This window comes from Ignavibacteria bacterium (genome assembly GCA_015709655.1).
In the GTDB taxonomy this organism is placed as follows: domain Bacteria; phylum Bacteroidota; class Ignavibacteria; order Kapaibacteriales; family Kapaibacteriaceae; genus OLB6.
Genome location: CP054181.1, coordinates 33,125 through 54,786, shown reverse-complemented (window position 1 = coordinate 54,786; position 21,662 = coordinate 33,125). Strand labels below are relative to the sequence as shown.

21 protein-coding genes are annotated in these 21,662 nt (G+C 47.2%); 2 read left to right on the top strand and 19 right to left on the bottom strand.

The features are described from left to right. Position 1 precedes the first annotated feature (1 nt). The gene (locus HRU79_00220) at positions 2 to 637 is read left to right on the top strand and encodes a YigZ family protein (GenBank protein ID QOJ25143.1); all 636 of its coding nucleotides are present in this window, start codon (positions 2 to 4) and stop codon (positions 635 to 637) included. Here the strand turns inward: HRU79_00220 and HRU79_00215 are convergent. The 12 genes from HRU79_00215 to HRU79_00160 all read right to left on the bottom strand — a co-directional run bounded on the left by HRU79_00215 (position 611) and on the right by HRU79_00160 (position 13,399). Continuing rightward, positions 611 to 3,724: a PD40 domain-containing protein gene (locus tag HRU79_00215; GenBank protein QOJ25142.1), complete on the bottom strand. Its 3,114-nt coding sequence runs from the start codon at positions 3,722 to 3,724 to the stop codon at positions 611 to 613. The genes HRU79_00220 and HRU79_00215 overlap by 27 nt on opposite strands. A 32-nt stretch (positions 3,725 to 3,756) precedes the next feature. After that, positions 3,757 to 4,602, bottom strand: a complete 846-nt coding sequence (rnc, locus tag HRU79_00210; GenBank protein QOJ25141.1) for a ribonuclease III — start codon at positions 4,600 to 4,602, stop codon at positions 3,757 to 3,759. A gap of 23 nt (positions 4,603 to 4,625) precedes the next feature. Then, positions 4,626 to 5,876 carry a beta-ketoacyl-ACP synthase II gene (fabF, locus tag HRU79_00205; GenBank protein QOJ25140.1) on the bottom strand — a complete coding sequence of 417 codons (1,251 nt, stop codon included), beginning with the start codon at positions 5,874 to 5,876 and terminating at the stop codon, positions 4,626 to 4,628. A 20-nt stretch (positions 5,877 to 5,896) separates the two neighbouring features. Beyond that, the gene (locus tag HRU79_00200; protein ID QOJ25139.1) at positions 5,897 to 6,133 is read right to left on the bottom strand and encodes an acyl carrier protein; all 237 of its coding nucleotides are present in this window, start codon (positions 6,131 to 6,133) and stop codon (positions 5,897 to 5,899) included. Positions 6,134 to 6,178: 45 nt separating this feature from the next. Continuing rightward, complete coding sequence (fabG, locus tag HRU79_00195; protein ID QOJ25138.1) at positions 6,179 to 6,928, bottom strand: 3-oxoacyl-[acyl-carrier-protein] reductase; 750 nt, start codon at positions 6,926 to 6,928, stop codon at positions 6,179 to 6,181. Continuing rightward, entirely contained in the window at positions 6,921 to 7,859 is a 939-nt protein-coding gene (fabD, locus tag HRU79_00190; protein ID QOJ25137.1) for an ACP S-malonyltransferase, read from the bottom strand. The genes fabG and fabD overlap by 8 nt, the downstream gene beginning before the upstream one ends. Next, positions 7,856 to 8,854, bottom strand: coding sequence for a ketoacyl-ACP synthase III (locus HRU79_00185; protein ID QOJ25136.1), 999 nt, complete (start codon positions 8,852 to 8,854; stop codon positions 7,856 to 7,858). The genes fabD and HRU79_00185 overlap by 4 nt, the downstream gene beginning before the upstream one ends. Beyond that, entirely contained in the window at positions 8,851 to 9,900 is a 1,050-nt protein-coding gene (gene plsX / locus HRU79_00180; GenBank protein ID QOJ25135.1) for a phosphate acyltransferase PlsX, read from the bottom strand. Before plsX ends, HRU79_00185 begins: the two co-directional genes overlap by 4 nt. Before the next feature lie 28 nt (positions 9,901 to 9,928). Next, positions 9,929 to 10,105: a 50S ribosomal protein L32 gene (gene rpmF, locus HRU79_00175; GenBank protein ID QOJ25134.1), complete on the bottom strand. Its 177-nt coding sequence runs from the start codon at positions 10,103 to 10,105 to the stop codon at positions 9,929 to 9,931. 23 nt (positions 10,106 to 10,128) lie between these two features. Continuing rightward, on the bottom strand, positions 10,129 to 10,653 hold the full coding sequence (locus tag HRU79_00170) for a DUF177 domain-containing protein (GenBank protein QOJ25133.1): 525 nt from the start codon (positions 10,651 to 10,653) through the stop codon (positions 10,129 to 10,131). 100 nt (positions 10,654 to 10,753) lie between these two features. Further along, positions 10,754 to 12,478: a hypothetical protein gene (locus tag HRU79_00165; protein ID QOJ25132.1), complete on the bottom strand. Its 1,725-nt coding sequence runs from the start codon at positions 12,476 to 12,478 to the stop codon at positions 10,754 to 10,756. Between the two features lie 3 nt (positions 12,479 to 12,481). Then, a complete protein-coding gene (locus HRU79_00160) occupies positions 12,482 to 13,399 on the bottom strand; it encodes a hypothetical protein (protein ID QOJ25131.1) in 918 nt (305 codons plus the stop codon). A 57-nt stretch (positions 13,400 to 13,456) separates the two neighbouring features. Between HRU79_00160 and HRU79_00155 the strand changes: the two genes are divergently transcribed. Continuing rightward, entirely contained in the window at positions 13,457 to 13,600 is a 144-nt protein-coding gene (locus tag HRU79_00155) for a hypothetical protein (GenBank protein QOJ25130.1), read from the top strand. On the opposite strand, the gene HRU79_00150 is transcribed toward HRU79_00155, so the two are convergent. The 7 genes from HRU79_00150 to HRU79_00120 all read right to left on the bottom strand — a co-directional run bounded on the left by HRU79_00150 (position 13,587) and on the right by HRU79_00120 (position 21,630). After that, entirely contained in the window at positions 13,587 to 14,378 is a 792-nt protein-coding gene (locus HRU79_00150) for an energy transducer TonB (protein QOJ25129.1), read from the bottom strand. The two genes, HRU79_00155 and HRU79_00150, sit on opposite strands and share 14 nt — an antisense overlap. Then, a complete protein-coding gene (locus HRU79_00145) occupies positions 14,375 to 14,929 on the bottom strand; it encodes a biopolymer transporter ExbD (GenBank protein ID QOJ25128.1) in 555 nt (184 codons plus the stop codon). Before HRU79_00145 ends, HRU79_00150 begins: the two co-directional genes overlap by 4 nt. A 62-nt stretch (positions 14,930 to 14,991) precedes the next feature. Next, on the bottom strand, positions 14,992 to 15,510 hold the full coding sequence (locus HRU79_00140; protein QOJ25127.1) for a biopolymer transporter ExbD: 519 nt from the start codon (positions 15,508 to 15,510) through the stop codon (positions 14,992 to 14,994). A 24-nt stretch (positions 15,511 to 15,534) separates the two neighbouring features. Continuing rightward, complete coding sequence (locus HRU79_00135) at positions 15,535 to 16,329, bottom strand: MotA/TolQ/ExbB proton channel family protein (GenBank protein QOJ25126.1); 795 nt, start codon at positions 16,327 to 16,329, stop codon at positions 15,535 to 15,537. 206 nt (positions 16,330 to 16,535) lie between these two features. Then, positions 16,536 to 17,426: a peptide chain release factor N(5)-glutamine methyltransferase gene (prmC, locus tag HRU79_00130; GenBank protein ID QOJ25125.1), complete on the bottom strand. Its 891-nt coding sequence runs from the start codon at positions 17,424 to 17,426 to the stop codon at positions 16,536 to 16,538. A 14-nt stretch (positions 17,427 to 17,440) separates the two neighbouring features. Further along, entirely contained in the window at positions 17,441 to 20,710 is a 3,270-nt protein-coding gene (carB, locus tag HRU79_00125) for a carbamoyl-phosphate synthase large subunit (GenBank protein QOJ25124.1), read from the bottom strand. Positions 20,711 to 20,715: 5 nt separating this feature from the next. Beyond that, positions 20,716 to 21,630, bottom strand: a complete 915-nt coding sequence (locus tag HRU79_00120) for an aspartate carbamoyltransferase catalytic subunit (GenBank protein ID QOJ25123.1) — start codon at positions 21,628 to 21,630, stop codon at positions 20,716 to 20,718. Positions 21,631 to 21,662: the final 32 nt, after the last annotated feature.

Sequence of the window (21,662 nt, the reverse complement as noted above, 5' to 3'; positions counted from 1 at the left end):
TATGAGTACAGGCAAGCAGCCATTAATAACTCTGGATACAATCACGGAGCAGGTTTCAGCCACTCTCGAGGTTCGCCGTTCGTTATTTATCACGTACTTAGCACCTGTTCAGAACAAGGAAAGTGCACTCCAATATCTTGAAACACTACGAAAAAAGCATTGGGACGCAGCTCACCATTGTTATGCATGGCGGCTTGGACATCTTGGACAAGACTACCGTCTTGCAGACGATGGCGAGCCGGCCGGAACTGCTGGAAAACCAATCCTGTTCGTGCTACAACAGGGCAATTTTACCAATATTATCGCAGTTACTGTGCGATACTTTGGTGGCGTGAAGCTTGGAAAGGGTCCGTTGGCCCGTGCATATGCAGATTCCGTCCGCGAATCAGTAAGTATGGTTACAAGATTACCCGTAGTGGTCCAGGAAAATATCGTTGTACATTGCCTGTATGACGATGTTAGCCGTGTTATTCCGTTGCTTGAAGAGGTTCAAGCTGAATTTTCAACCGAATATTCTGACAGCGTACGCTTTCACGTCCAAATTGCCAAGCCAAAGCTGGAGTATCTCGTGACTGAGCTTACAACCAGAACAAATGCCCGTGCGGGCTATTCAAAAATCTCCACCAAGGGAGAATAAATAATACGGACTTGACATTCCACCTGTGGGCTCATGGCGCCAAGCCACGTCAAAGCGTAATGGTAATCCAAGTGCAAGGCTTCTAATACCAAATCCTGTGCTATACAGTATTGGGTCAGGTGCTGCTATTCGAATATTGTCGACACTAACTCCAGGGATACCATTATTGTCCCATGCACCACCTGCATCAAAAAAAATCTGACCTTGCAATCCCTGAAGAAGTGATGGTAAGGGGCCTGCCTGAAATGCAAAGAACAGTGGAAACCGAAGCTCGGCATTGGCCACAAAATACTGCGAACCATTTCGTTCGTTCAGGGCATACCCACGCAATGGCCAACCTGGTCTGGTAAAAGCAAAATCCTCGGGATTTTGAAAGGGCCAGCCGGCACTGCTAAAAAACCGGTTGAACCAATTGTCAACACCACCAATAAAAAACTTCTGTGGATCACGTCCTAAGCTGTATCCCCCGCTTCCGCGCAATGCAAGGGTGTACATCCCCCCAAGATGCATATACTGCCGTGCATCGGTTCTTAGGGTCCCAAACGATAAACCGGTTGTTCCAATCTGTGGTGACCCCTCCAGAGTAACATTAAAACGCGTACCTTTTATCGGGGCCCAGAACCCCCAAATTGCATCGTCAACAACGTAGGATACCGAGGGTACCGTAACAAATCGGGTTAAGCCGGGCATTCGCGGATCATCAATGTTTTCACGGCTCATTGCCTGGACTTGTAAACCAAAATCGATGCGGCTGTATCTACTGAAGGGAACCGACATCGATGAATACATGCCGTAGGTTCTAAACCTGTTCAGATATAGATACGATGCATTTGCAACGTACGAGTACCCCGCATTATGGAATACTGCGAGGCTGTAGTCAACTACTAACGGTTTATAGTTATACTGAACGTAGAAGTTACTGTTCTCTAAATCCAAAAACAGGTTAAGCATTACGTAGAGTTCGTGGTCACCCAGCATATCAGAAAACAACATCTGCGCTACTCCCTGTGCGCCGAACCAGTTACTGTAACCTGCAGCACCGGTTATGATGTCCGGAGAGAAAGCCACCTTGTAATCCTTAGCGGTAAAATCCACTGTGCTATCCTGAACACTAGAGTCAGCTGGCAAAGGCTGGATAACACGTGTGTTGGGTTGAACGGTATTTCCGGTGCCAAAGTCAACGTCGAACGTACCGTAGGCAAATTCGGCCGTGTTGGTTGTATCCGCCTGGTGATCCATAATTGCTGCCAAGGAGTTCTTTTCTTCAAGCTGCAGACTCCTGTACTTTGTTAAGGGTAATGTATCATGCTGTGGTAAATCAAATGGAAAGGTGACCAGGAACAAATCATAACCAACACGGTTCTGTGATGAAAAAAGAAGTTTTGTCCCATCACTACTGAGCGATATTTGACTTACTTCCTGAAGTGAGTTGGAGCGTGCCCTTCGTTCACCAGTGGTAAGGTTTATTTCCCACAGGTTTGTGATACCATTGTAGTCGGCGGTATAAAGGAGCGACGCGTTATCAGGGGCAACGGCAAGTGAGTACTTACCTACTGTGGGGTCGGTGGTAATACGCTGTAATGAATCGCCATTTACAGAGATAGAGTAAATGTCTTTTTGTGCAACATCGTAGTCCCACATTTTAAAGTTTTCTGAGGTTTCGGTACCGGAGAGTCGACTGCCTCTGTCCGATAAAAAATAAACTCTCTTACCATCTGGAGACCAGACTGGTTCCGTGTCGGTAAAAATATCGTTGGTAAGCTGCCGAACGTCACCTGTAGCAAGAGTGTACAGAAAAATATCGTTTTGCACGTTCTTAAATGTTGCGTCGAACGCCAGATATTGTCCGTCTGGTGACCAGTGAACACCGCCAATGGTGTTGAATCCAAGAGAGAGTGTAGTATAGGTGTTAGTCTTAGTATCAAAAATGTAAATTGCATCTTGCCCGCCGGCTTTTGCTCCCACGGCCAGTTTTGTGCCTTCCGGGTTCCAGGAAATTCCTGGTGTCAGAAAATTCAGTTCTTCAAAGTCGGTAGTTCGGTTACTACTGACCAGTTTTTTAACATCCTTGGTAGCAAGGTTCATTACATACAAACCAAAAACACCATCTGAACGATCACTGATAAACGCAACCTGCTCGCCATCGGGTGATATGGCGGGAGAGGTATTGTAAAAATTCTCTTCCTTTTGATGATTTGTTAACCGTGTAGCCCAGTCTTCAACGTATTCGTAGCGGTCAACATCCGGGAAATAAAACTTCTTGGTATCCTTGGCCCACTGGTCTGACATGTCTTCGAAATTTAATCCAAATGCCGCAACAAAGGTCTGGTTTACATCTCCAAGAGTGCGGAAGCGGTTTAATACCTCACCAACTTTTTCAGGGCCGTATTTCTGAGCTACGTAACTCCAAAATGCTTGTCCACCGCGGTAGGCAAAGTATCCGTTTAATTGTTGGAGCCCTTTTAGATATTCGCTAACAGCAACATCGCGCATGAACTGATCGGTTTTTACATCAAGGCCACCAACGCTACTGTATTCCGCAAAGCCTTCATTCATCCATAAAGGCAGCATGGCTCTTGGGTTATTACTTACAAGGGACTGCACAGACCCACCGTAGAACATGTCGTTAATAACAGCATGAACAAGCTCGTGGTGAATCACGTGAGCAAATTTCGCGTAGTCTCCCTCGAACGGGATTACAATTCTGTTTTTGAAGAGCTCGGTTACGCCACCGATACCCTCGGACATAAATTCGTCAATGACATTTGTTTGTTCGAACTGATTATGTGATCCGTACACAATAAAAGCAATTCGCTTAGTGATTGAAAACGATAGTTCATGCTGGATTTTACGTAGGGCTTGTTCGGCCATCATTGCTGTGAATCTGGCTGTATAATCACCGTTTTCATGAAAGTATACGTCAAAATTGTCCGACTGGATATATTTCCAGCGGAACCGTTCATATTGAACTTTATTCTTGCCAAAGGCCAGTTCACCGGAGAACTGTGCACTCCCGGATGTTGTAGTCAGTAAAAGCAGGATCACAGAAATCGTGCGGAGCAGAGGTCGGGTACCGAGTATATACATTGTGTTTAGAAGACGTTGAAAAGGAACTTCTGTTACACGGCTCCTCGATTTAGTTTTCTGTCCTTGGACTGAGTAGCCTTTGCTGTAAATACCTCCAGGGCCTGCTTCGCGGCATGCTGTTCGGCCTCTTTTTTATTCCGACCACTACCAACTCCAAGGGATTTTTCAGCAACAATTACCTCGACTGTAAACGTTTTATCGTGGTCCGGACCAGATTCCGCAATCACGTTATACCGAGGCCCTGCTGTACCGGTTCGCTGCACAGCTTCCAGAAGTAAACTTTTATAATTAGTGTCATGAATCAGGCTTTCGCGCACCATTATTGGCAGCAGCTTATCAACGATAAATTTGCGAGCCTCATCGAACCCCGAGTCCAGATACACAGCTGCAATAATCGCTTCCAAGGCATCGGCCAGCAAACCATCATTCCCGTTATCAAGTGACTGACGTGCGCTGTAGCTTAGAAATATCAGCTTGTCAATTTCGAGTGACCGGGCACAGATTGCCAGTGATTTCTTATTGACCAGCCAGGAGCGCATTTTGGTTAGCTCACCTTCGAGCACCTGCTTATGGTTATAAAAAAGGTACTCAGCGGTAATAAAGCCAAGGATGGCGTCGCCAAGGAATTCGAGTCGCTCGTTTGAGCGATTCCCGCCCTGATGAACAACCTGAAGATAGGATCGGTGGGTCAGGGCCTGTTCGTAGAGGGCTCGATTTTCAATGGCAATACCCAACAACTCTTCAATCCGCTCTGCTCCTTCATCATTCAGGATGTTTAGAGGCGGGAAGAGTTCCCTCATTTCCTGGAGTTCACCAGACGTACGCTGACCTGTAAGCCGAAGGAGATTGTCGTATAGATTCCGTACTAAGTCACGCATCGGCTAACCGATTAATCTGTGTATTACGGCTCAAAAGCTTTAAAGCAGAGTGTTGCATTATGACCACCAAAACCAAATGTATTGCTCAGTGCTGCGCGAATCGGGCGTGCCTTGGGAACCATGGGTACGTAGTCCAGGTCACAGTCCGGATCAGGAGTAATTTGGTTGATTGTTGGCGGAGCTGTTTGGTGATGTATTGCAAGGGATGTTGCAATTGCTTCAATGGCACCGGCAGCACCCAGAAGATGGCCTGTCATAGATTTTGTTGAAGACATACTGAGCTTAAAAGCATGATCGCCAAAAACGGTATGTACGGCAGCGGTTTCACTCTTGTCATTATACGGAGTGCTTGTTCCATGGGCATTGATATAGTCAATGTCGGCAAAGTCCAATCCTGCATCTTGGACTGCAAGACGCATTGAGCGGACAGCTCCTTCACCGCCTGGTGCAGGTTGGGTTATATGGAAGGCATCATCCGTTAGCCCCAGCCCAACAATTTCGGCATAAATTTTGGCACCTCTGTTCATTGCATGTTCTAGGGTTTCGAGCACTAGAATCCCACCGCCCTCGCCCATCACAAAGCCGTCTCTGCCAAGGTCAAATGGGCGGCTTGCAGTGGCCGGGTCATCATTGCGGGTAGAAAGAGCCTTCATTGCATTAAAGCCCCCTATCCCCATTGGACAAACAACGGCCTCTGCTCCTCCTGCCAGCATCATATCAGCCATGCCACGCTGCATGAGCATGAACGCATCACCAATTGCATGTGACGATGTTGCACATGCCGAAACAGTTGCATAATTAGGTCCCTTCAAACCATACCGAATCGCAATGTGGCCGGCGGCTATATCTGAAATCAGCATGGGTACAAAAAACGGAGAGATGCGGTCAGGTTTGCCCCCTCGCTCATACAAATTCTGCTGCTGATGGTGGTACGTCCACATACCCCCTATTCCGGATCCAAAAACAACGCCGGACCGTTCATGGTTGATTTGGTCAGGATTGATTCCCGAATCGTCAACGGCCATAACAGCAGCCGACATAGCAAACTGAGTAAAGAGGTCCATTCTCTGAACTTCTTTCCTCGTGATATGTTGAAGTGGATCGTACCCTTTCACTTCACATGCAAACCTGGTATCAAAATCAGTTGCATCAAATCGTGTGATCAGATCAGCTCCGCTTTTGCCCTGCATCATACCTTCCCAAAACTCGGTAACCGTGTTACCAATTGGGGTTACAGCTCCAAGGCCTGTTATTACGATTCGTGGTCGTACCATAGAAACAATATTAATGGAGGTTATGCTTTTTTCGATTCAATATAGGTTATTGCGTCGCCTACAGTTTGAATTTTCTCTGCATCCGAATCGTCAATCGTTAGATCAAATGCTTTTTCAAACTCCATGATAAGTTCTACGGTGTCGAGCGAGTCTGCATTTAAGTCATTGGTAAACGAAGCTGCTGCTGTTACCTTCGAAGCCTCAACCCCAAGTTTGTTTACGATGATTTCCGTGACCTGTTCGGCAATTGTTGACATACAGTGTTCCTTAAAAAATAAAATAAGTAATTGATTTCAAAAGAGTTAAACAGCAAGTCCGCCATCGACATTAATTACCTGACCCGTGATGTACGATGATGAATCACTAAGAAAAAACGAAACAACACCGGCAATCTCAGAGGCATGTGCCGGTCTCTGCAAGGGGATCGTGCTGAAATACGCCTTTTTTTGTTCTTCTGTTAGTTTATCTGTCATTTCGGTTTCAACAAAGCCCGGAGCTAAGCAATTTACTAAAACGTTCCGACTGGCAAGCTCCTTGGCTAAAGACCTGGTTAGCCCAACCACACCGGCCTTGGCAGCACTGTAGTTCACCTGCCCGGCATTCCCGGCAAGTCCTACGATGCTCCCAATATTAAGTATTCTGCCATGTTTTTGCCGTACCATGACCTTTGCAGCAGCTCTGCACATATAGAACACTCCGGAAAGGTTGGTGTTTACAACGTCATGCCAGTCCTTTGTTTGCATGCGCAATATTAGCCCATCCCGGGTTATTCCCGCATTATTTACCACACCATGTATGGTGTTTGCAGCTTCACGAACGCGTTCGAACAATGTTTCCACATCCGTCTCACGTGTGATATCGGATTTTACATAGGTTACCGCTCCGCCACCCTCAGTTATCTCGCGTGTCAGGCTGGCCGCCCTTTCATCCGATGAGTTATACGTTGCGAAAACGGTAGCCCCCTGACTACATAAAAGGCGGACAATGGCTTCACCGATGCCTCGGGAACCACCGGTGACGATAAATGTTTTTCCGGTATGAGTATTATTCATGGTTCTCCCTGCTAGCGATATAGCGTTCACAGTCTGATACCTTGTCGATACCCTCTGTTATCACGTCTGTTAGAGTTCTCTTTGCCAGACCTTGAAGCACGGTTTGCGGTCCAACTTCCACAAAGTGCGTAATACCTGTCTTAAACATGTTTTGCATTGTTTGAGTCCACAACACCGGACTTGTCATCTGCTCAATTATCGCACGCCTGAGTTCCTGTCTGTCAGTCGTTGCCTTAGCCGAAACATTGACATAAACCGGAACGTGCGGATCGTTAAACTGAGTTGCATTGACGGCAGATGTCCATTCATCCTGAACATTTAACAGCAGGGGGCTATGAAATGCGCCACTAACCTGCAGTTCCTTCACCATTCGAGCCCCTTTTTCCTTAAATACGGGAAGAATGCTCCGCAGTAGTTCACGAGATCCCGAAATCACGACTTGGCCTGGTGAGTTGTAATTCGCAGGTACCACAATGTGGTTGTCTTGCCTTCCAAACTCTTGGCAAATGTTGGCAACCACGTCGTCGTCTAACCCAATTACAGCTGCCATCGTACCAGGAGTTGACTCACCGGAGGCAAACATGAGTTCACCGCGAATCTTTACAAGGTTCAACCCATCGGCAAATGATAACACTCCTGCGGCATACAAAGCACTAAATTCTCCGAGAGAGTGTCCGGCAACTGCCTGCACCGTCTGCTGGATATTTGTTACTTCTAATACCATTGCTTCGTGCAAGAACAAAGCAGGCTGTGTGATTTTTGTTTGAGTAAGGAGATCTGCCGGGCCCGACGACATAATTTTAAGCAGGTCATACCCTAAAATTCCGTTTGCATGCAGAGCTAATTCACGGGCTCCCGGAAATGCACCTGCAACGTCGGCACCCATACCCACGTACTGCGAACCTTGGCCGGAAAATAGAATCGCTTTCATGAATTCTGTACCTCGAATGACCAGCGTATCAGGATACTCCCCCAGGTAAAGCCTGCGCCAAAGGATGACAGTACAATCAAGTCACCTTTTTTAAGTTTACCCTGCAACAGGAGTTCCGACAAGCAGATTGGTATTGTTCCGGCAGTCGTATTCCCATATTTGTCAATGTTGACCATTACTTTTTCGGGAGACAAATTCATGCGTTTTGCCGTGGCATCGATAATGCGGAGGTTGGCTTGATGAGGGACAAGCCAAGCAACGTCGTTACCCGACAAACCGTTTCGTTCAAGGATTTCGTAACTCACATCAGCCATTCCAACAACCGCAGCTTTAAACACAGGCTGACCATCTTGGAAAATATAGTGTTCCCGATTGGCTACAGTTTCAGCTGTGGGCGGAAACATACTGCCTCCGGCTTTTTGGTGCAGGTACTGCTCACCGTTACCATCCATTCGCAAAATAAAATCCAGAATACCCAGTGATTCGTCAGTGCTTGGTTCTACGAGCACGGCACCTGCTCCATCTCCGAAGAGGACTGCAGTTGCCCTGTCCTGAAAATCAACAATCGCACTCATTTTGTCGCCGCTGCACAGCAATACGTTTCGTACGGCCCCACTTTCTACTAACTTAGCTGCCGTGATGAGTGCATTCAGAAAACCTGAGCATGCAGCAGCAAGGTCAAAACCCCAGGCGTTTTTCGCACCCAATTTACGCTGAACAATTGCGGCTGTTGACGGAAATATCCTGTCGGCCGTAACCGTAGCAACGATAATGCAGTCAATTTCTTCGGGTGCTAGTCCACGCTGCTGCAGGCACTTTTGGGCTGCAGGAACCAGCATTTCGCTTACTCCCCCTTCGCGCAGGAAACGTCGTTCCTTTATCCCGGTTCGCGTCTGAATCCATTCATCCGAAGTATCGAGCCTTGATTCGAACCAATGATTATCATATACATCATCAGGTAGAAAGTGTGATACTGCTGAAATGGTTGCTCTCATTGTGCGTGGCTTTCCTGTTGTTGTGGCATTAGGGCCTGACGGATGTTTCCGTTAACATCATTTCTGACAACTTCGAATGCTTTAATAATCATGTTTTTAATTGCTACCGGTGACGACGATCCGTGTCCGATTACCACAACGCCATTAACACCTAAGAGAGGAACGCCACCATAGGTTTGGTAATCCATATCTTTCAGAACAGATTTCAATACTGGCTTTAGTGCGGCCATTCTAAGTTTATTGACGAGTCCCTTATTGGCGTAATTCATAAATCGATGTCGCAAAAATCCGAGGACGCTTTCCGCGAATTTCAGGATAATATTACCCTCGAAGCCGTCACACACAACAATATGTACCTTCCCGTTAAGGATGTCCCGACCTTCAACATTTCCTGCAAAATTGATATTGGCAGACTCAAGGAGGCTGAACGTCTCCTTCACCGTATCGGTGCCTTTCCCATGTTCTTCTCCAACGTTAAGCAGCCCTACAGTTGGCGAGGGTTCGTTCATCATTAGCCGGTAGTACACACTTCCCATCACGGCATAGTCATGCAGGAATCGCGCCTTGCTTCCAACGTTGGCTCCAACGTCGAGGACCAAGGTTGGATGGCTCCCGGACGTTGGGAAAAACGATCCAATCGTTGGACGGCTTACCCCTTCAATTCTACCGCACAGCATGGTTGCCGTTGCCATAACAGCCCCTGTATTTCCGGCAGAAACAAAGGCCTGTGCTTTTCCGGCACGTACCATGTCTAACCCCACATACAGCGATGACTCTTTGCGTGACTTTACAATCGTTGATGGTTCATCGTCCATCGTTATCACATCGGGTGCGTGGACAATGGTCAGGTCAGGAGGAGCATCAGGTAGCTCCATTTTTAAATTGTCTTCCTTTCCAACCAGCACGATTCTGGCCTTACCGCGCAATTCACCGATAGCAAGTAATGCTCCCTGAACTTCAGGGTGCGGTGCTTGATCGCCTCCCATCGCGTCAAGGACAATAGTTGGGAGTGCAGACTCGTTGTAGCCTGGTAACTGGGCGTTCATCGGGCGCAATCGCACGACTGCGGCGGCATTAGTCAATATTTAAAATCTTACGCCCGTTATAGTAGCCGCACGTATGGCAAACCACGTGTGGTTGTTTTGATGAACCACAGTTAGGACATGCTGTTACCGTTGGTGCGGAGGCTTTGTAGTGGGTGCGTCGTTTGGCACCGCGTGTTTTGGAATGTCGTCTTTTAGGATTTGGCATTTGTGTTCCTCTGCTCTTTTATGCTATTTTTTTAATTGTATTTTCTGTAATGATGCCCACCGCTCGTCAATTTCACTTCCGGAATCCGGCGTGGTATATTCCCGAGGAAGTTCGGTTTCCCGAAACTGTGGTGCCACCCTTTTCATCGGAAGTGCCACCACAAGATCCTGGCGCACATCATCTGTTATGTCAATCTCCTGGGCATCATCTCTGAGCCCCCTAACATCATCCGGATCAAGTTCTAATCCTTTTTGCTGAAAGAACAAATCTGAATCTAACACATAGTTTAATTCTGTGTTTACCGTGATTTGCTCATCGTACTCCTCCACAGACCGGTCGCAAACCAAGCGTGCAATTGTAGAGACCGTATAGGTGACATGCAATTTTCTGCCTCGCTTTAGCACTTTTCCATACACATGGATCGGTGACATGTACTCTGCAACCAGGTCAGGTATTTCTGTACTTTCAACGTGAAGATCGAACTCACGCTCGCCTGTTTCCATGCCAGCAATCCATACGGTAATGCCGGGTAGTTTCCGTGAACTCATTTCCACAAGACTACAAATATACGGTCAGATAATCGAAAAATAGCGAACAACTGAGGGAATGGTAAGGGGCTGAAGCAATTCCTATCGAGTCAGTTCCGGTTTAGCAGCCAAGGGCTTTCAGATTTTTCCTGGCTGTATCGTTGTTGGAATCAATTTTCAGAACTTCCTTATACCATTTGCAGGCAGCATTAGTGTCGCCGCTACCCTGATAGCCGATGGCAAGGTAGAGGTTCAACCACTGATTTTTGCCGTCAATTTCAAGGCCTGCCTTGCTCCGCGTGATAATAGCATCAAAATTCTTTGCAGTTAAATCAAATCCGTTAAGCCTCAATATCGCCTGAACTGCTCCTTGTTTGTCTGCAGTTGAGGCACCCGGAGCTGCACCGGCAGTAATCACACGTTCATAAATGGTTCTGGCCTGTTGTTCATCTGCCAGTGCCGTGAATGTTTCTGCAAGCCTGTTCAGCGTGTAGGGAGCCGGATCAAGGTTTACCGACTTTTCGTAGTAAACCCGTGCGCTGTCAAGAACGCTGTCAGCATAAAAGTTATTACCAAGGAACAGATACACCTTTGCGTCAAGTGAATCCGAGCAGTTCAGTAAACGCTGTCGAAAGATTTGATTTGAATGTTCTCTCATGTTTTTGCCCGACAGCAGCAAACCAAACCTGAACATAAAGCTGCAGTTACCAGGCTCCTTTTGAGAAGCTTCAGTCATGACGGAAATTGCTTTTGACGTATCGCCGGCCATGACAAGGGCGGTACCAAAGTACCACAGGTCGGTAGGTTCCCATTGGTTAAGGGAACGCCCGGCTGTAACCGCCTGGTTATACGAGTTCACGGCAGCAGACCAGTCTTTGGAATAGACACCACACTTACCTAACATCATGTAAGCATTGGGTTTGAGTGTATCAATTGACTCAATAACCTGGTTTAAATAGACCGTTGCCGAATCAAAGAGATGGAGCTCAAAGAAAGCGTCACCAAGGTACCAGTTTGTAATAGAGTTCCCAGTTTTGCCTGGTCGCAGCTCCTTATACCGCTGGAGCGCTCCAACTGATTCACGGAACTTCTTTGCCAGGTATAGGATTTTTCCTTGTTCAAACCAGGCACGTGCATTACGAGGGTCGAGTTGCCCTACCTTATTCCACTCCAGCAGACACCGCTTAAACAGTTCATTGCTTAGGTCCTGATCAGATTCACGGTTGGCCATCCTCCAGTAAACCTGAGCCAAGGCGAAGTGGGCATCAAGATTGTTTTCCTCCAACTCGATGGTTTTTTCAAGATTGTCCTTAGCCAGTTCATACACTGGCTGAGGTTTGTACTTCATGTATAACAACCCTACGGCCAGGTAGGCATCAGGACTCTTGGGGTAATTCTTCTTTGCTGTTGTGGCTACCAGTTCAGCAGCCTGGATACTATCGGCTTCCACGAGGGCTTCCACAAGGGAGAGCGACGTCTCAACATCTGCGTTTTTCTGTGTGATTTTCCGTAGGATCCGTACGGCTTCAGTTGGATTACCAGCGCGAATAAGTGCAGTAGCATAGGTACGAACGGCAGAGGGAGTCGAGGCATTCTGTTCGTACAAACGTCGGCCGTACAGAACTGCAGTATCAAGAATCTCAAGTTCAGTGTAAATACGTGTTGCTAACTCGAGTACTTCTTCGTCCTTAGGCTTCTCACTTACAGCAAGCCTGATTAGGCGCCCTGCTTCTACGTAGTCTGATACGGAGGCAGAAGCTTTTGCCTTTTCAAAATAATCTTCGGACCTGCCGTTGGATGGTAAAGTTGCTAAAACAACGGCAACACAAATAATTAATCGAATCATGTTCTATTCAGGAGTGTGAATAACAATCTTGGCGAACCCAGGTTCAATCCCCGCATCAAAGAATGAGCGCTGAGCCTTACCGTCACGTGCAAGATAGAGTGCAAATCCGCTTGGCAGACTGTACTGGTTTGCACGATCGCGTAATACAACGTATATGGGGACGGGAAATGGATACAATCCTTGTACGAGATTACCGGCATGAACCAGCCGGGGAAACTGATATTGTCCGGTAGAGTCGGTCCAGCTCAGCCGTAACATTTTAACCGAGGTATCTCTTACCAGCCCGGATAAATAGCCAACGCCGATGTAATGAACGTTTCCATGAACACCGGCTTTAACAGAATCAGTGGTGCCTAGTGAATGAATGCAGTCAGTGCAGGGCTCTGTGCCATTCAAAACAACAGTGCGCAGATTGCCATAGACCGACGACGCAGAACCCGGAACAATCAGAATAGGCTTCTTTTTCAGTTGAGGATAGGAAGAAAGTGGGAACTTCCCCGTTCGGACCCATTCACGAATATGATCTGCATGCATCGTATCGTACGGAAAATCCTTGTTTGCATAAAAAACAAGGGCGTCACGTGCTATTAACGTACGGGGGTATCCATCATCACCCTTGGTTGCTTCTGCTTCCTGTCGTTCCTCAGGGAACCAGTCTCTGGCAACCACAATGGCACGTGCCTTGTGTTGCATAAGCTGCAATACGGCTTCATTGGCAGGAACTGGAACCAGTGTTATTGTTGCCTTGGGGGTTACGCTGTCAAAAAGTCGTTGTGCTGGTTGTATCAGGTTAACAACTTCAGCATCGCACAAAACCTCAGCCTGACCAGAGATAGCCGTTTCTGCGTTCTGGTTTGTTTGTTCGGCCGGGTTACACGCAGCCAGAACACAACAAACAAACAGGAGAAGGACAATGTTCATTGATGGTACTTTTTTTTAGCCTGGTAAAACATCAAAAGTCGGTATATGCCAAACAGAATGCACAGAGCACCAAATACCTCTCTGATTGGTGATGAGATTCCTGCTCCCAATCCGGTAAAGAGTATGCCAAAACCAAGAAGAAGTACTGCTGAGCGTATGGCAACATTGAGTATCGTAAAGAACACGATTACCGAAGTTTAAATGCAATTGGAATACGTACCCACACTCTGACAGGAACACCGTTATTTACTGCCGGGGTGAAAATGGTTTCTTTTACTGCATTCACAGCACTTGCATTAAGTATTTCGTTCTCTGAGTCAATTATCTGGGTTTTTTCAACCCGTCCATCCTTGCCAACCAATGCTGCAACAAGCACCTGACCCTCGATACCATTTTTTAGAGCAAGCTCAGGGTATTTAACTCTACGCTGCAGGGCTGCATAATCAAAGTCAGGTTCCTTTTCTACTGCAATAAAATCTTCAACATTCGGCTCTTCTTCCTTGGTTTGAATGTTCAGGGTGCCAACATCATGTCCGATATTACTTGCAAAGTCTCCGAAATTCGATCCGTCTCCGCCAACGGCAGATGCCACATTGATGTCCTTAACAGTAGCAAAATCCTTTAGGTCCTCAGGGAGTAATGCGTCGGGTACGGCCACCGGCATTCCGGCTCTGACGGCCGGGCCGCTAACAGGTGGAACAACGGTAGGTGGTGGTGGAGGCGGCACATCCTGATTTTCAGAGGGCGGCGGTGCCAACATATCCAGGCTTACCTTGGCAAGCTTTACTCTAACCACCTGTGGTGGAGGGAACATCCAGTTTTCGATGTAACGATACGAACAGGACGACATCCCAAATAGAAGCAGAATGACAAGTGTTGTATAAAATGCCTTTCGGGTATTCTTCCGTATCAGGTCCTTAAACGCTGAAGCGCCAAAGCCAGGAAGCGTTGCAGGGGTCTGTGCTACTGCTGTTGTCATAGTCCATTTACCTCCTTAGCATCGTCCGCAGTAAATGGTGAAACTGTGAAAATTCGCTTTCGTTCATTGATTCCGGCTCTACGTAATCCGTCGATGATCAGCGGTTCTGCCTGGTTGAGGAGGTCCAAGACTTCAACTGCTAAACCATACGGAGCATTATCTGCCGTTTTGAGGGTTACAATGCAGCGATTTTTAAGTGCCACGTTTTGATCAACAACCACCTTCAGTAATTCGTCCTTTTTCACAACTGCTGTTGGTTCGTCTTTCCCGATGTTATAAAAAATCTTGCCATCGTTTCGTATACGAATCGTAAACAGTTCAGACTCACGTACTTCTACCGGTTTATCGATTTCAGGCGGAACAAACATCTCCATGGTTTGCGGTGTAATCATGGATGTTGTCAGCATGAAAAATGTTAGCAGCAGGAATGTGATATCCACCAGGGGCGTCATATCCATTCTGAAACCAAGACGCTTTCGCGCCTTTCTTTTTCCGGCTTTCCCGCGTTTTTGTTTTGCGCCTCCTCCAAGCGCTTCACCACCGCCTGCCATTGTAATCTCCTTTTAAGTAGGCACTAAGGCTGAGACGCACTGTAGTGCTTTTTAGTTACAAGTTATTGTCGCTTTTCGGTTACGAAGTTGAACGTCGTTGCCCTCTTCTTGCGCAATTCGTTTATGGTTTTATCAATCCACCAATACCTGAGACCTCTGTCAGCATCAATAGCGTACCGAGCTTGAGTATTGATAATGCGAGTGCGTTCAATGATCTTGCCCAGCCACGTTGTGTCAGTGATCTTGAAGCTGACCGACGACTCATTTGCATTTGGATAGTCCATAGCCATCATCGCCTTGGACAACTCGGCAACATCCTCTTCGTTTAACATCGATACATACCAAGCCGTATCGCGTGCAACTGAGTCAACGCCAATCTTAATGAGAACAAGATCTTTCTCTGGAAGTTTTGCAGTATCAGCAACAGTCTGTGGACGTTTAATAGTAAATTTCTGCTCGCTTTCGGCTTCACTTCGAAATTTAGCTGTAAACATGAAGAACGTCAGTAGCAGGAATGTAATGTCCACCAAAGGCGTCATATCCATCACAAAGCCAACGCGTTTCTTTTTGATTTTAGGCATAGGATGTACTTCCAGTTACAGGAATTATGCTTTCGAACCTAAACGAATGCTGAACGTTTCATTTAAACTTAGAATTGCCTCATCCATTTGATAGGTGAAGTTATCAACCATTGTTGTAAACATGTTATATGCAACAATGGAAATAATGGCGGCCAGCAGTCCGCCTGCCGTATTATACAATGCTTCTGAAATCCCGATTGAAAGCTGCTGTGCACTTACAGTGCCACCGGCTCCGAGAGCTGCAAAGGCACGGATCATCCCAACGGTCGTGCCAAGCAAGCCGATCATCGTTGAAATCGAGGCTACGGTTGACAAGATTACCAGGTTTTTCTCAAGCAACGGAGTTTCCAGATTCATGTTCTCATCAATAATCCGCTGAACTTCGCCCAAGCGTTGCTCAACGTTCATTGACGAGTCGTTCTCAACGTGCTGAAACCTGAGAATTGCTTCGCGAAGAACATTGGCAAGGCTTCCTCTCTGATTTTCACATGCTTTTACGGCATCCCCCAACTTATTACCTTCGACCAACTTTACAACTTCTTTTGCAAATACATCCATACTTGCCTTGCCCTTAGCTTTAGATATTGAGAGCCAGCGTTCAACGGCATACGTAATTGCTAAAAGCACACAGGCGATAAGCAGGCCTACAAGAGGACCACCCGTAAAAACCATTCCCATAGCATTCTGTGGGTTATGGAAATCCACAACTCCGGTTTTGGGGTCAGTGAAGTTTGCATCGGCACCCAAGACCATATAGAAGAATACATAGGCCACAATCAGGCAAAGTGTGATTATGAGAAGATTGGTTAGGTTCTTCATACTAAATCCAGTTGGTAAAAAAAGTTGTTCAAATTCAAAAAGTCAATGCCCGATTATCTGATTTAGACACTGACTGGTTTAATCAATAACTGAGTCAAGAATTGCTGGTCTTAACAAATCATCAAATTCAAGTTACTGATAAATCGAGCCGAAACTACAAAAAAGTACACACAAAACGGGGTATAGTTGCTTTGGGTTGGCATAATTTACGGCCCTGCTCTGCTTATGACGGCTATTCGCGGGATCCTGTCAAGATCTTCGATAACTGAAACACCCCATGCTGGTGCAAAAAGATCTACAACCTTCGTAAGCAAACCATGGCCAAGTTCAATAATGCACAGCCCCTTTTCTTCCATTAGTCCTTCCAGGTTCTGAGAAAGCCATCGGTAGAACGTCATACCGTCAGCATCGTCGGTAAGCGCCTGATGGGGTTCGTAATCCCGGACATTGGGATCAAGGTGCGAGACTTCGCTGGCAGGGATATATGGTGGGTTCATCACGATTAGTCTAAAACGTCCTTCGGGTATGGATTTCAGAATATTGCCGTGCATCCATGTACAACGGTCGTCAACACCGTGGGTGCGTGCATTAGAGCTGGCAACTGCTAAAGCTTTTGCCGAAGAGTCGGCACACGTCCACTGAGTGGTTGGTGTATGTACGGCAATGCTGATAGCTATACAACCGCTGCCGGTGCCAATATCCAGACAGTGGAATGCTCCGGACTCCCCTTTTGACGTTTCATCTTGAACAAACTGAATTGCCTGTTCTACAAGGAATTCTGTTTCCGGGCGTGGAATAAGCACATCAGGTGTAACTGCGAATCTCAGACTGTAGAAGTTTGCGTAGCCAAGTACGTATTGCAAGGGTTCGTTATGAGCTAAACGTTTCACCATGGTTCGCAGACGTGCCAGTTCAGGTGGTAACAATGGACGGTCGAACTCAGAATACAGCTTGATTCTTGTAACGGCAAGTACATCACACAGGCACAGCTCCATTGTAAGACGCGGACTCTCGATCTCCCGTTCGCGGAAATACTCAGTTCCCCATTTGATAAGGTCGATCACCGTCCACACTCTATCAGCATTGTTCTTGGCCATACCTGTAGGGTGTACTAGGCGGTCGACACCGCGTCTGCGTAGTGTGATTGTAGCGATTGTACAGTAGTAGTACCAGTCCTCAGTGCCTTTATTCCGTGTAACGAAGCCTCAGCGGCAGCAATGGTAGTAAAAAATGGTACGGTGTACCGCATTGCAGTTCTTCCCATGATGGCTTCGTCATACCGGGCACTCTCACCCAATGGGGTGTTAATGGCCAGTTGGATTTTACCGTCAGCAATTAAGTCAATGATACTTGGTCGTCCTTCGTAGTGTTTAAGAACACGTTGGGCTTGTACACCGTTGTCTTCCAGGAACGTAGCCGTCCCACCGGTTGCCATGATTGTAAATCCAAGGCTGGCATAGCCCCTTGCCAAATCAATTGCACGCTGAGTTTTATCATACGAGCTAAGCGATATAAAAACATTGCCTTCCAGTGGCAAGGTATTTCCGGCTGAAATATGACTCTTAATGATGGCTTCACCAAAACTGCGGTCCATTCCCATTACTTCACCGGTTGACCTCATTTCAGGTCCCAGGAACAAACTTGCATGTGGGAACTTCATAAATGGAAAGACCGATTCCTTAATGGCAACTCTGCGGTTCATTTCCGGCTTCTCAGGAAACTCGTCCGGGTTTAGTGGTTCACCCGCCATCACGCGTGCTGCAACCTGTGCCAAGCGTATTCCGGTTGCTTTAGAAACAAAGGGGACGGTGCGTGAAGCACGCGGATTAACTTCCAGGACGTAAACAACACCATTCTGTACAGCAAATTGCAGGTTAATTAAACCCACGACGTTTAACTTCAGGGCCAGCATTCTGGTGTACCTGATCATGGTTTCCAAAACCTCTTCAGAGATATCGTACGGAGGCAACACACTCGACGAGTCACCGCTATGTACGCCTGCTTCCTCGATATGCTGCATAATGCCTCCGATAACAACGGTTGTGCCGTCGCTGACCGCATCAACATCAAATTCGGAAGCATTTTCAAGAAAATGATCAATGAGTACCGGGCGCGTTGGATCCTGGGTGATAGCCTCTTCGATATATTCTCGAAGGCGCTCCTCCCGAAAGCATATCTGCATGGCACGTCCACCAAGTACGTACGATGGGCGTACCAATACCGGGTATCCAATCCGACGAGCAATGTTGGCTGCTTCATCGGTGGAAAGTGTTGTTCCCCAAGGTGGACACGGGATGCCAAGACGGGAAAGGAGATCTCCGAAGCGTTGGCGATCCTCGGCAAGATCAATGCCATCGGGCGATGTTCCAATGATTGGAACACCAGCATCAGCCAGGCGTTGTGCAAGTTTAAGGGGCGTCTGACCTCCGAAGGTTACAACAACACCGTAGGGTTTTTCAAGGTCAACAATATGCATGATGTCTTCGAACGTAAGCGGTTCAAAGTACAGTTTGTCAGTAGTGTCATAATCAGTGGAAACCGTCTCGGGATTGCAATTAATCATAATTGTTTCAAATCCCATTGCTTTCAAGGCGAAAACCCCCTGAACACAGCAGTAGTCAAATTCAATGCCCTGCCCAATACGATTGGGTCCGCTGCCGAGAATAATAATTTTTTTTCGGTCAGTAACGGCAGACTCATTCTCTTGTTCGTAGGTGGAATAATGATACGGTGTTGAGGATTCGAACTCAGCAGCACATGTGTCAACGGTTTTGAAAACCGGGATTACACCAAGCAATCGGCGATGACCTGCAACAGCCGCCTCGGTTGTATTATACAGAACTGCAAGCTGAACGTCACTAAAACCCATGCGTTTCAGGTGGCGCATCGTGGCAGCATCTACCTGCTGGAGTGTGGTCCCGGTGTTTGATGCTTCTATGATACTGTGCGCCGTATCAACAATTTCCTTGCACTGGTGTACAAACCAGGCATTATAGCCCGTGATCCGTGAAATTTCGTCAACAGGGATACCAAACCGCAGAGCATCGCATAAATCAAAAATCGATTCACTGTGTCTGATACGGAGTTGTTGTTTTAACGGGACAAGCTCCTCTTCGGTACGGTGTTCGATCTGACGATATGAATGGCTGTCGAACCCAAAACCATAACGTCCGCGCTCAATCGATCGCAATGCCTTTTGCAGGGCTTCCTTGTAATTTCTACCAAAGGCCATTGCCTCGCCGACTGACTTCATTTGGACGCCCAACGTTGTATTGTGTTCATGGAATTTCTCAAAATCCCAACGTGGTACTTTGGCAACAACGTAGTCAATAGCAGGTTCAAAGCAGGCGGGTGTTTTCTTTGTAATGTCATTAGTCAACTCATCAAGAGTATAGCCTACGGCAAGGAGTGCTGCGATTTTGGCAATCGGGAAGCCGGTAGCTTTAGAGGCTAGTGCAGATGATCGCGACACTCGTGGGTTCATCTCAATGACAACCATCCGTGCCGTTTCGGGATGGAGTGCAAACTGAATATTCGAGCCACCAGTTTCAACGCCAATCTCCCTGATGATTGCCAGTGCAGCAGTACGCATTTTCTGATATTCGGCATCAGTAAGTGTCTGTGAGGGGGCAACCGTAATAGAGTCGCCGGTATGCACTCCCATTGGGTCAACGTTTTCGATACTACAGACGATCACCACATTATCGTTTGAATCACGCATTACCTCCAGTTCAAGCTCTTTCCAGCCGATAATACTTTCTTCCACAAGAACCCGGTGTACAGGACTTGCCAAAAGACCGCTCCTGAGCAGTTCACGGTATTCTTGCATGTTGTAGGCAATGCCGCCCCCGGTACCTCCAAGAGTAAAGCTTGGTCGGATAATCGCCGGGAATCCCACGGTGTCAATTATCTCCATGCCGCCTTCTTCTGAATGGACAAACCCACCCCGTGGCATGTCCATTCCAATCCTCTTCATAGCATGCATGAAGCTCTCTCGATCTTCAGCTTTTTGAATTGAATCAATCTGTGACCCAATCAGTTCGATATTATATTTCTTTAGGATGCCGCTCTCATGCAATGCAACAGCAGCGTTTAAAGCTACCTGGCCGCCCATTGTTGGAAGAATTGCATCCGGCTTTTCGATTTGGATTATTTTCTCAATGTACTCAGTTGTTATCGGTTCTACGTAGGTAGCATCAGCTGTTTCGGGGTCCGTCATGATGGTAGCCGGATTGCTGTTTACCAACACCACCCGATATCCCTCCTGCTTTAGCACCTTGCATGCCTGTGTACCGGAATAATCAAACTCGCATGCCTGTCCGATTACAATTGGGCCTGATCCAATAACCAGTATGGTGTGTATGTCTGTTCTTTTGGGCATAATTATTAGCTTAACATGTGTTGCAAAACAGCCATCCGTACAGCCACTCCATGAGTAACCTGCCGGTGTATCAGTACATTTTTGTGGGTTAACAACTCACCATCGATTTCTACTCCTTCGTTAACCGGGCCTGGATGGATTACTAAGGTAGATGTCAACTCTGCAAGGTGCTGTGATGTAAGTGCGTACTGCCTACGGTAATGTTCTATACCGGGAACAGCGTCTGTACCAAGCCGTTCATGCTGGATTCGTAGCATACTCACCACAGTACCCCATTCAAGAGCATCAGAGACAGACTCGAGTGTAGGGATGTCTCTGAACACTTCATCGTTGGCAAGGGGCTGAAATTCCGGTGGTGCGCACAGCGCTACCGTCGCCCCCAGACGAATAAAAAGTTCAGCCTGCGAGCGGGCTACTCTGGAATGGCGCACGTCGCCTACGATGACTATACGTTCCCCATGGAGGGAAGAGCCGCGTGCTTCCATTATGGCTGACGCATCCAGCAGCGCCTGAGTTGGATGAGTGACGGTGGTTTCGCCACCACTCAGTACGGGTGTAGTGCCCAGGGTTGCGGCATAATCAGTTAATCCGTCCAGAGCACTACGGATCACCAACAGGTCAAATCCCATGTGCGAAACAGTGGCAACAGTTTCGTTTGCCGATTCGCCTTTTGAGATGCTGGAGCCAAGCGGAACAAAGGTTGATACCGTTGCTCCGAGACGATGCGAAGCCAGTTCAAATGACATGCGGGTTCGCGTGGATGGCTCAAAAAACAGAAGGCAGATATTGTATCCGGCCAGGCTCACTGGCAACTTCAAACGATGATCATCTTTCTTAAGGAATACCGATGCAGTACCAAGGATGGCATCAATATCATCGTCAGTCAAATCGGTGATGCGAACAAGATTGTTCTGTTTCATTCAAAGCAAAGCTATGGAATGGCAAAAAAAAA

Bases quoted from the DNA above. Each gene is read 5' to 3' on its own strand.
- HRU79_00140 (QOJ25127.1), bottom strand. From the start codon at position 15,510: ATGCCTAAAATCAAAAAGAAACGCGTTGGCTTTGTGATGGATATGACG.
- HRU79_00165 (QOJ25132.1), bottom strand. From the start codon at position 12,478: ATGATTCGATTAATTATTTGTGTTGCCGTTGTTTTAGCAACTTTACCA.
- rnc (QOJ25141.1), bottom strand. From the start codon at position 4,602: ATGCGTGACTTAGTACGGAATCTATACGACAATCTCCTTCGGCTTACA.
- HRU79_00220 (QOJ25143.1), top strand. From the start codon at position 2: ATGAGTACAGGCAAGCAGCCATTAATAACTCTGGATACAATCACGGAG.
- rpmF (QOJ25134.1), bottom strand. From the start codon at position 10,105: ATGCCAAATCCTAAAAGACGACATTCCAAAACACGCGGTGCCAAACGA.
- HRU79_00185 (QOJ25136.1), bottom strand. From the start codon at position 8,854: ATGAGAGCAACCATTTCAGCAGTATCACACTTTCTACCTGATGATGTA.
- HRU79_00135 (QOJ25126.1), bottom strand. From the start codon at position 16,329: ATGAAGAACCTAACCAATCTTCTCATAATCACACTTTGCCTGATTGTG.
- fabD (QOJ25137.1), bottom strand. From the start codon at position 7,859: ATGAAAGCGATTCTATTTTCCGGCCAAGGTTCGCAGTACGTGGGTATG.
- carB (QOJ25124.1), bottom strand. From the start codon at position 20,710: ATGCCCAAAAGAACAGACATACACACCATACTGGTTATTGGATCAGGC.
- HRU79_00170 (QOJ25133.1), bottom strand. From the start codon at position 10,653: ATGAGTTCACGGAAACTACCCGGCATTACCGTATGGATTGCTGGCATG.
- prmC (QOJ25125.1), bottom strand. From the start codon at position 17,426: ATGGCCAAGAACAATGCTGATAGAGTGTGGACGGTGATCGACCTTATC.
- fabF (QOJ25140.1), bottom strand. From the start codon at position 5,876: ATGGTACGACCACGAATCGTAATAACAGGCCTTGGAGCTGTAACCCCA.
- HRU79_00200 (QOJ25139.1), bottom strand. From the start codon at position 6,133: ATGTCAACAATTGCCGAACAGGTCACGGAAATCATCGTAAACAAACTT.
- HRU79_00155 (QOJ25130.1), top strand. From the start codon at position 13,457: ATGCACAGAGCACCAAATACCTCTCTGATTGGTGATGAGATTCCTGCT.
- plsX (QOJ25135.1), bottom strand. From the start codon at position 9,900: ATGAACGCCCAGTTACCAGGCTACAACGAGTCTGCACTCCCAACTATT.
- HRU79_00160 (QOJ25131.1), bottom strand. From the start codon at position 13,399: ATGAACATTGTCCTTCTCCTGTTTGTTTGTTGTGTTCTGGCTGCGTGT.
- HRU79_00215 (QOJ25142.1), bottom strand. From the start codon at position 3,724: ATGTATATACTCGGTACCCGACCTCTGCTCCGCACGATTTCTGTGATC.
- HRU79_00145 (QOJ25128.1), bottom strand. From the start codon at position 14,929: ATGGCAGGCGGTGGTGAAGCGCTTGGAGGAGGCGCAAAACAAAAACGC.
- fabG (QOJ25138.1), bottom strand. From the start codon at position 6,928: ATGAATAATACTCATACCGGAAAAACATTTATCGTCACCGGTGGTTCC.
- HRU79_00150 (QOJ25129.1), bottom strand. From the start codon at position 14,378: ATGACAACAGCAGTAGCACAGACCCCTGCAACGCTTCCTGGCTTTGGC.
- HRU79_00120 (QOJ25123.1), bottom strand. From the start codon at position 21,630: ATGAAACAGAACAATCTTGTTCGCATCACCGATTTGACTGACGATGAT.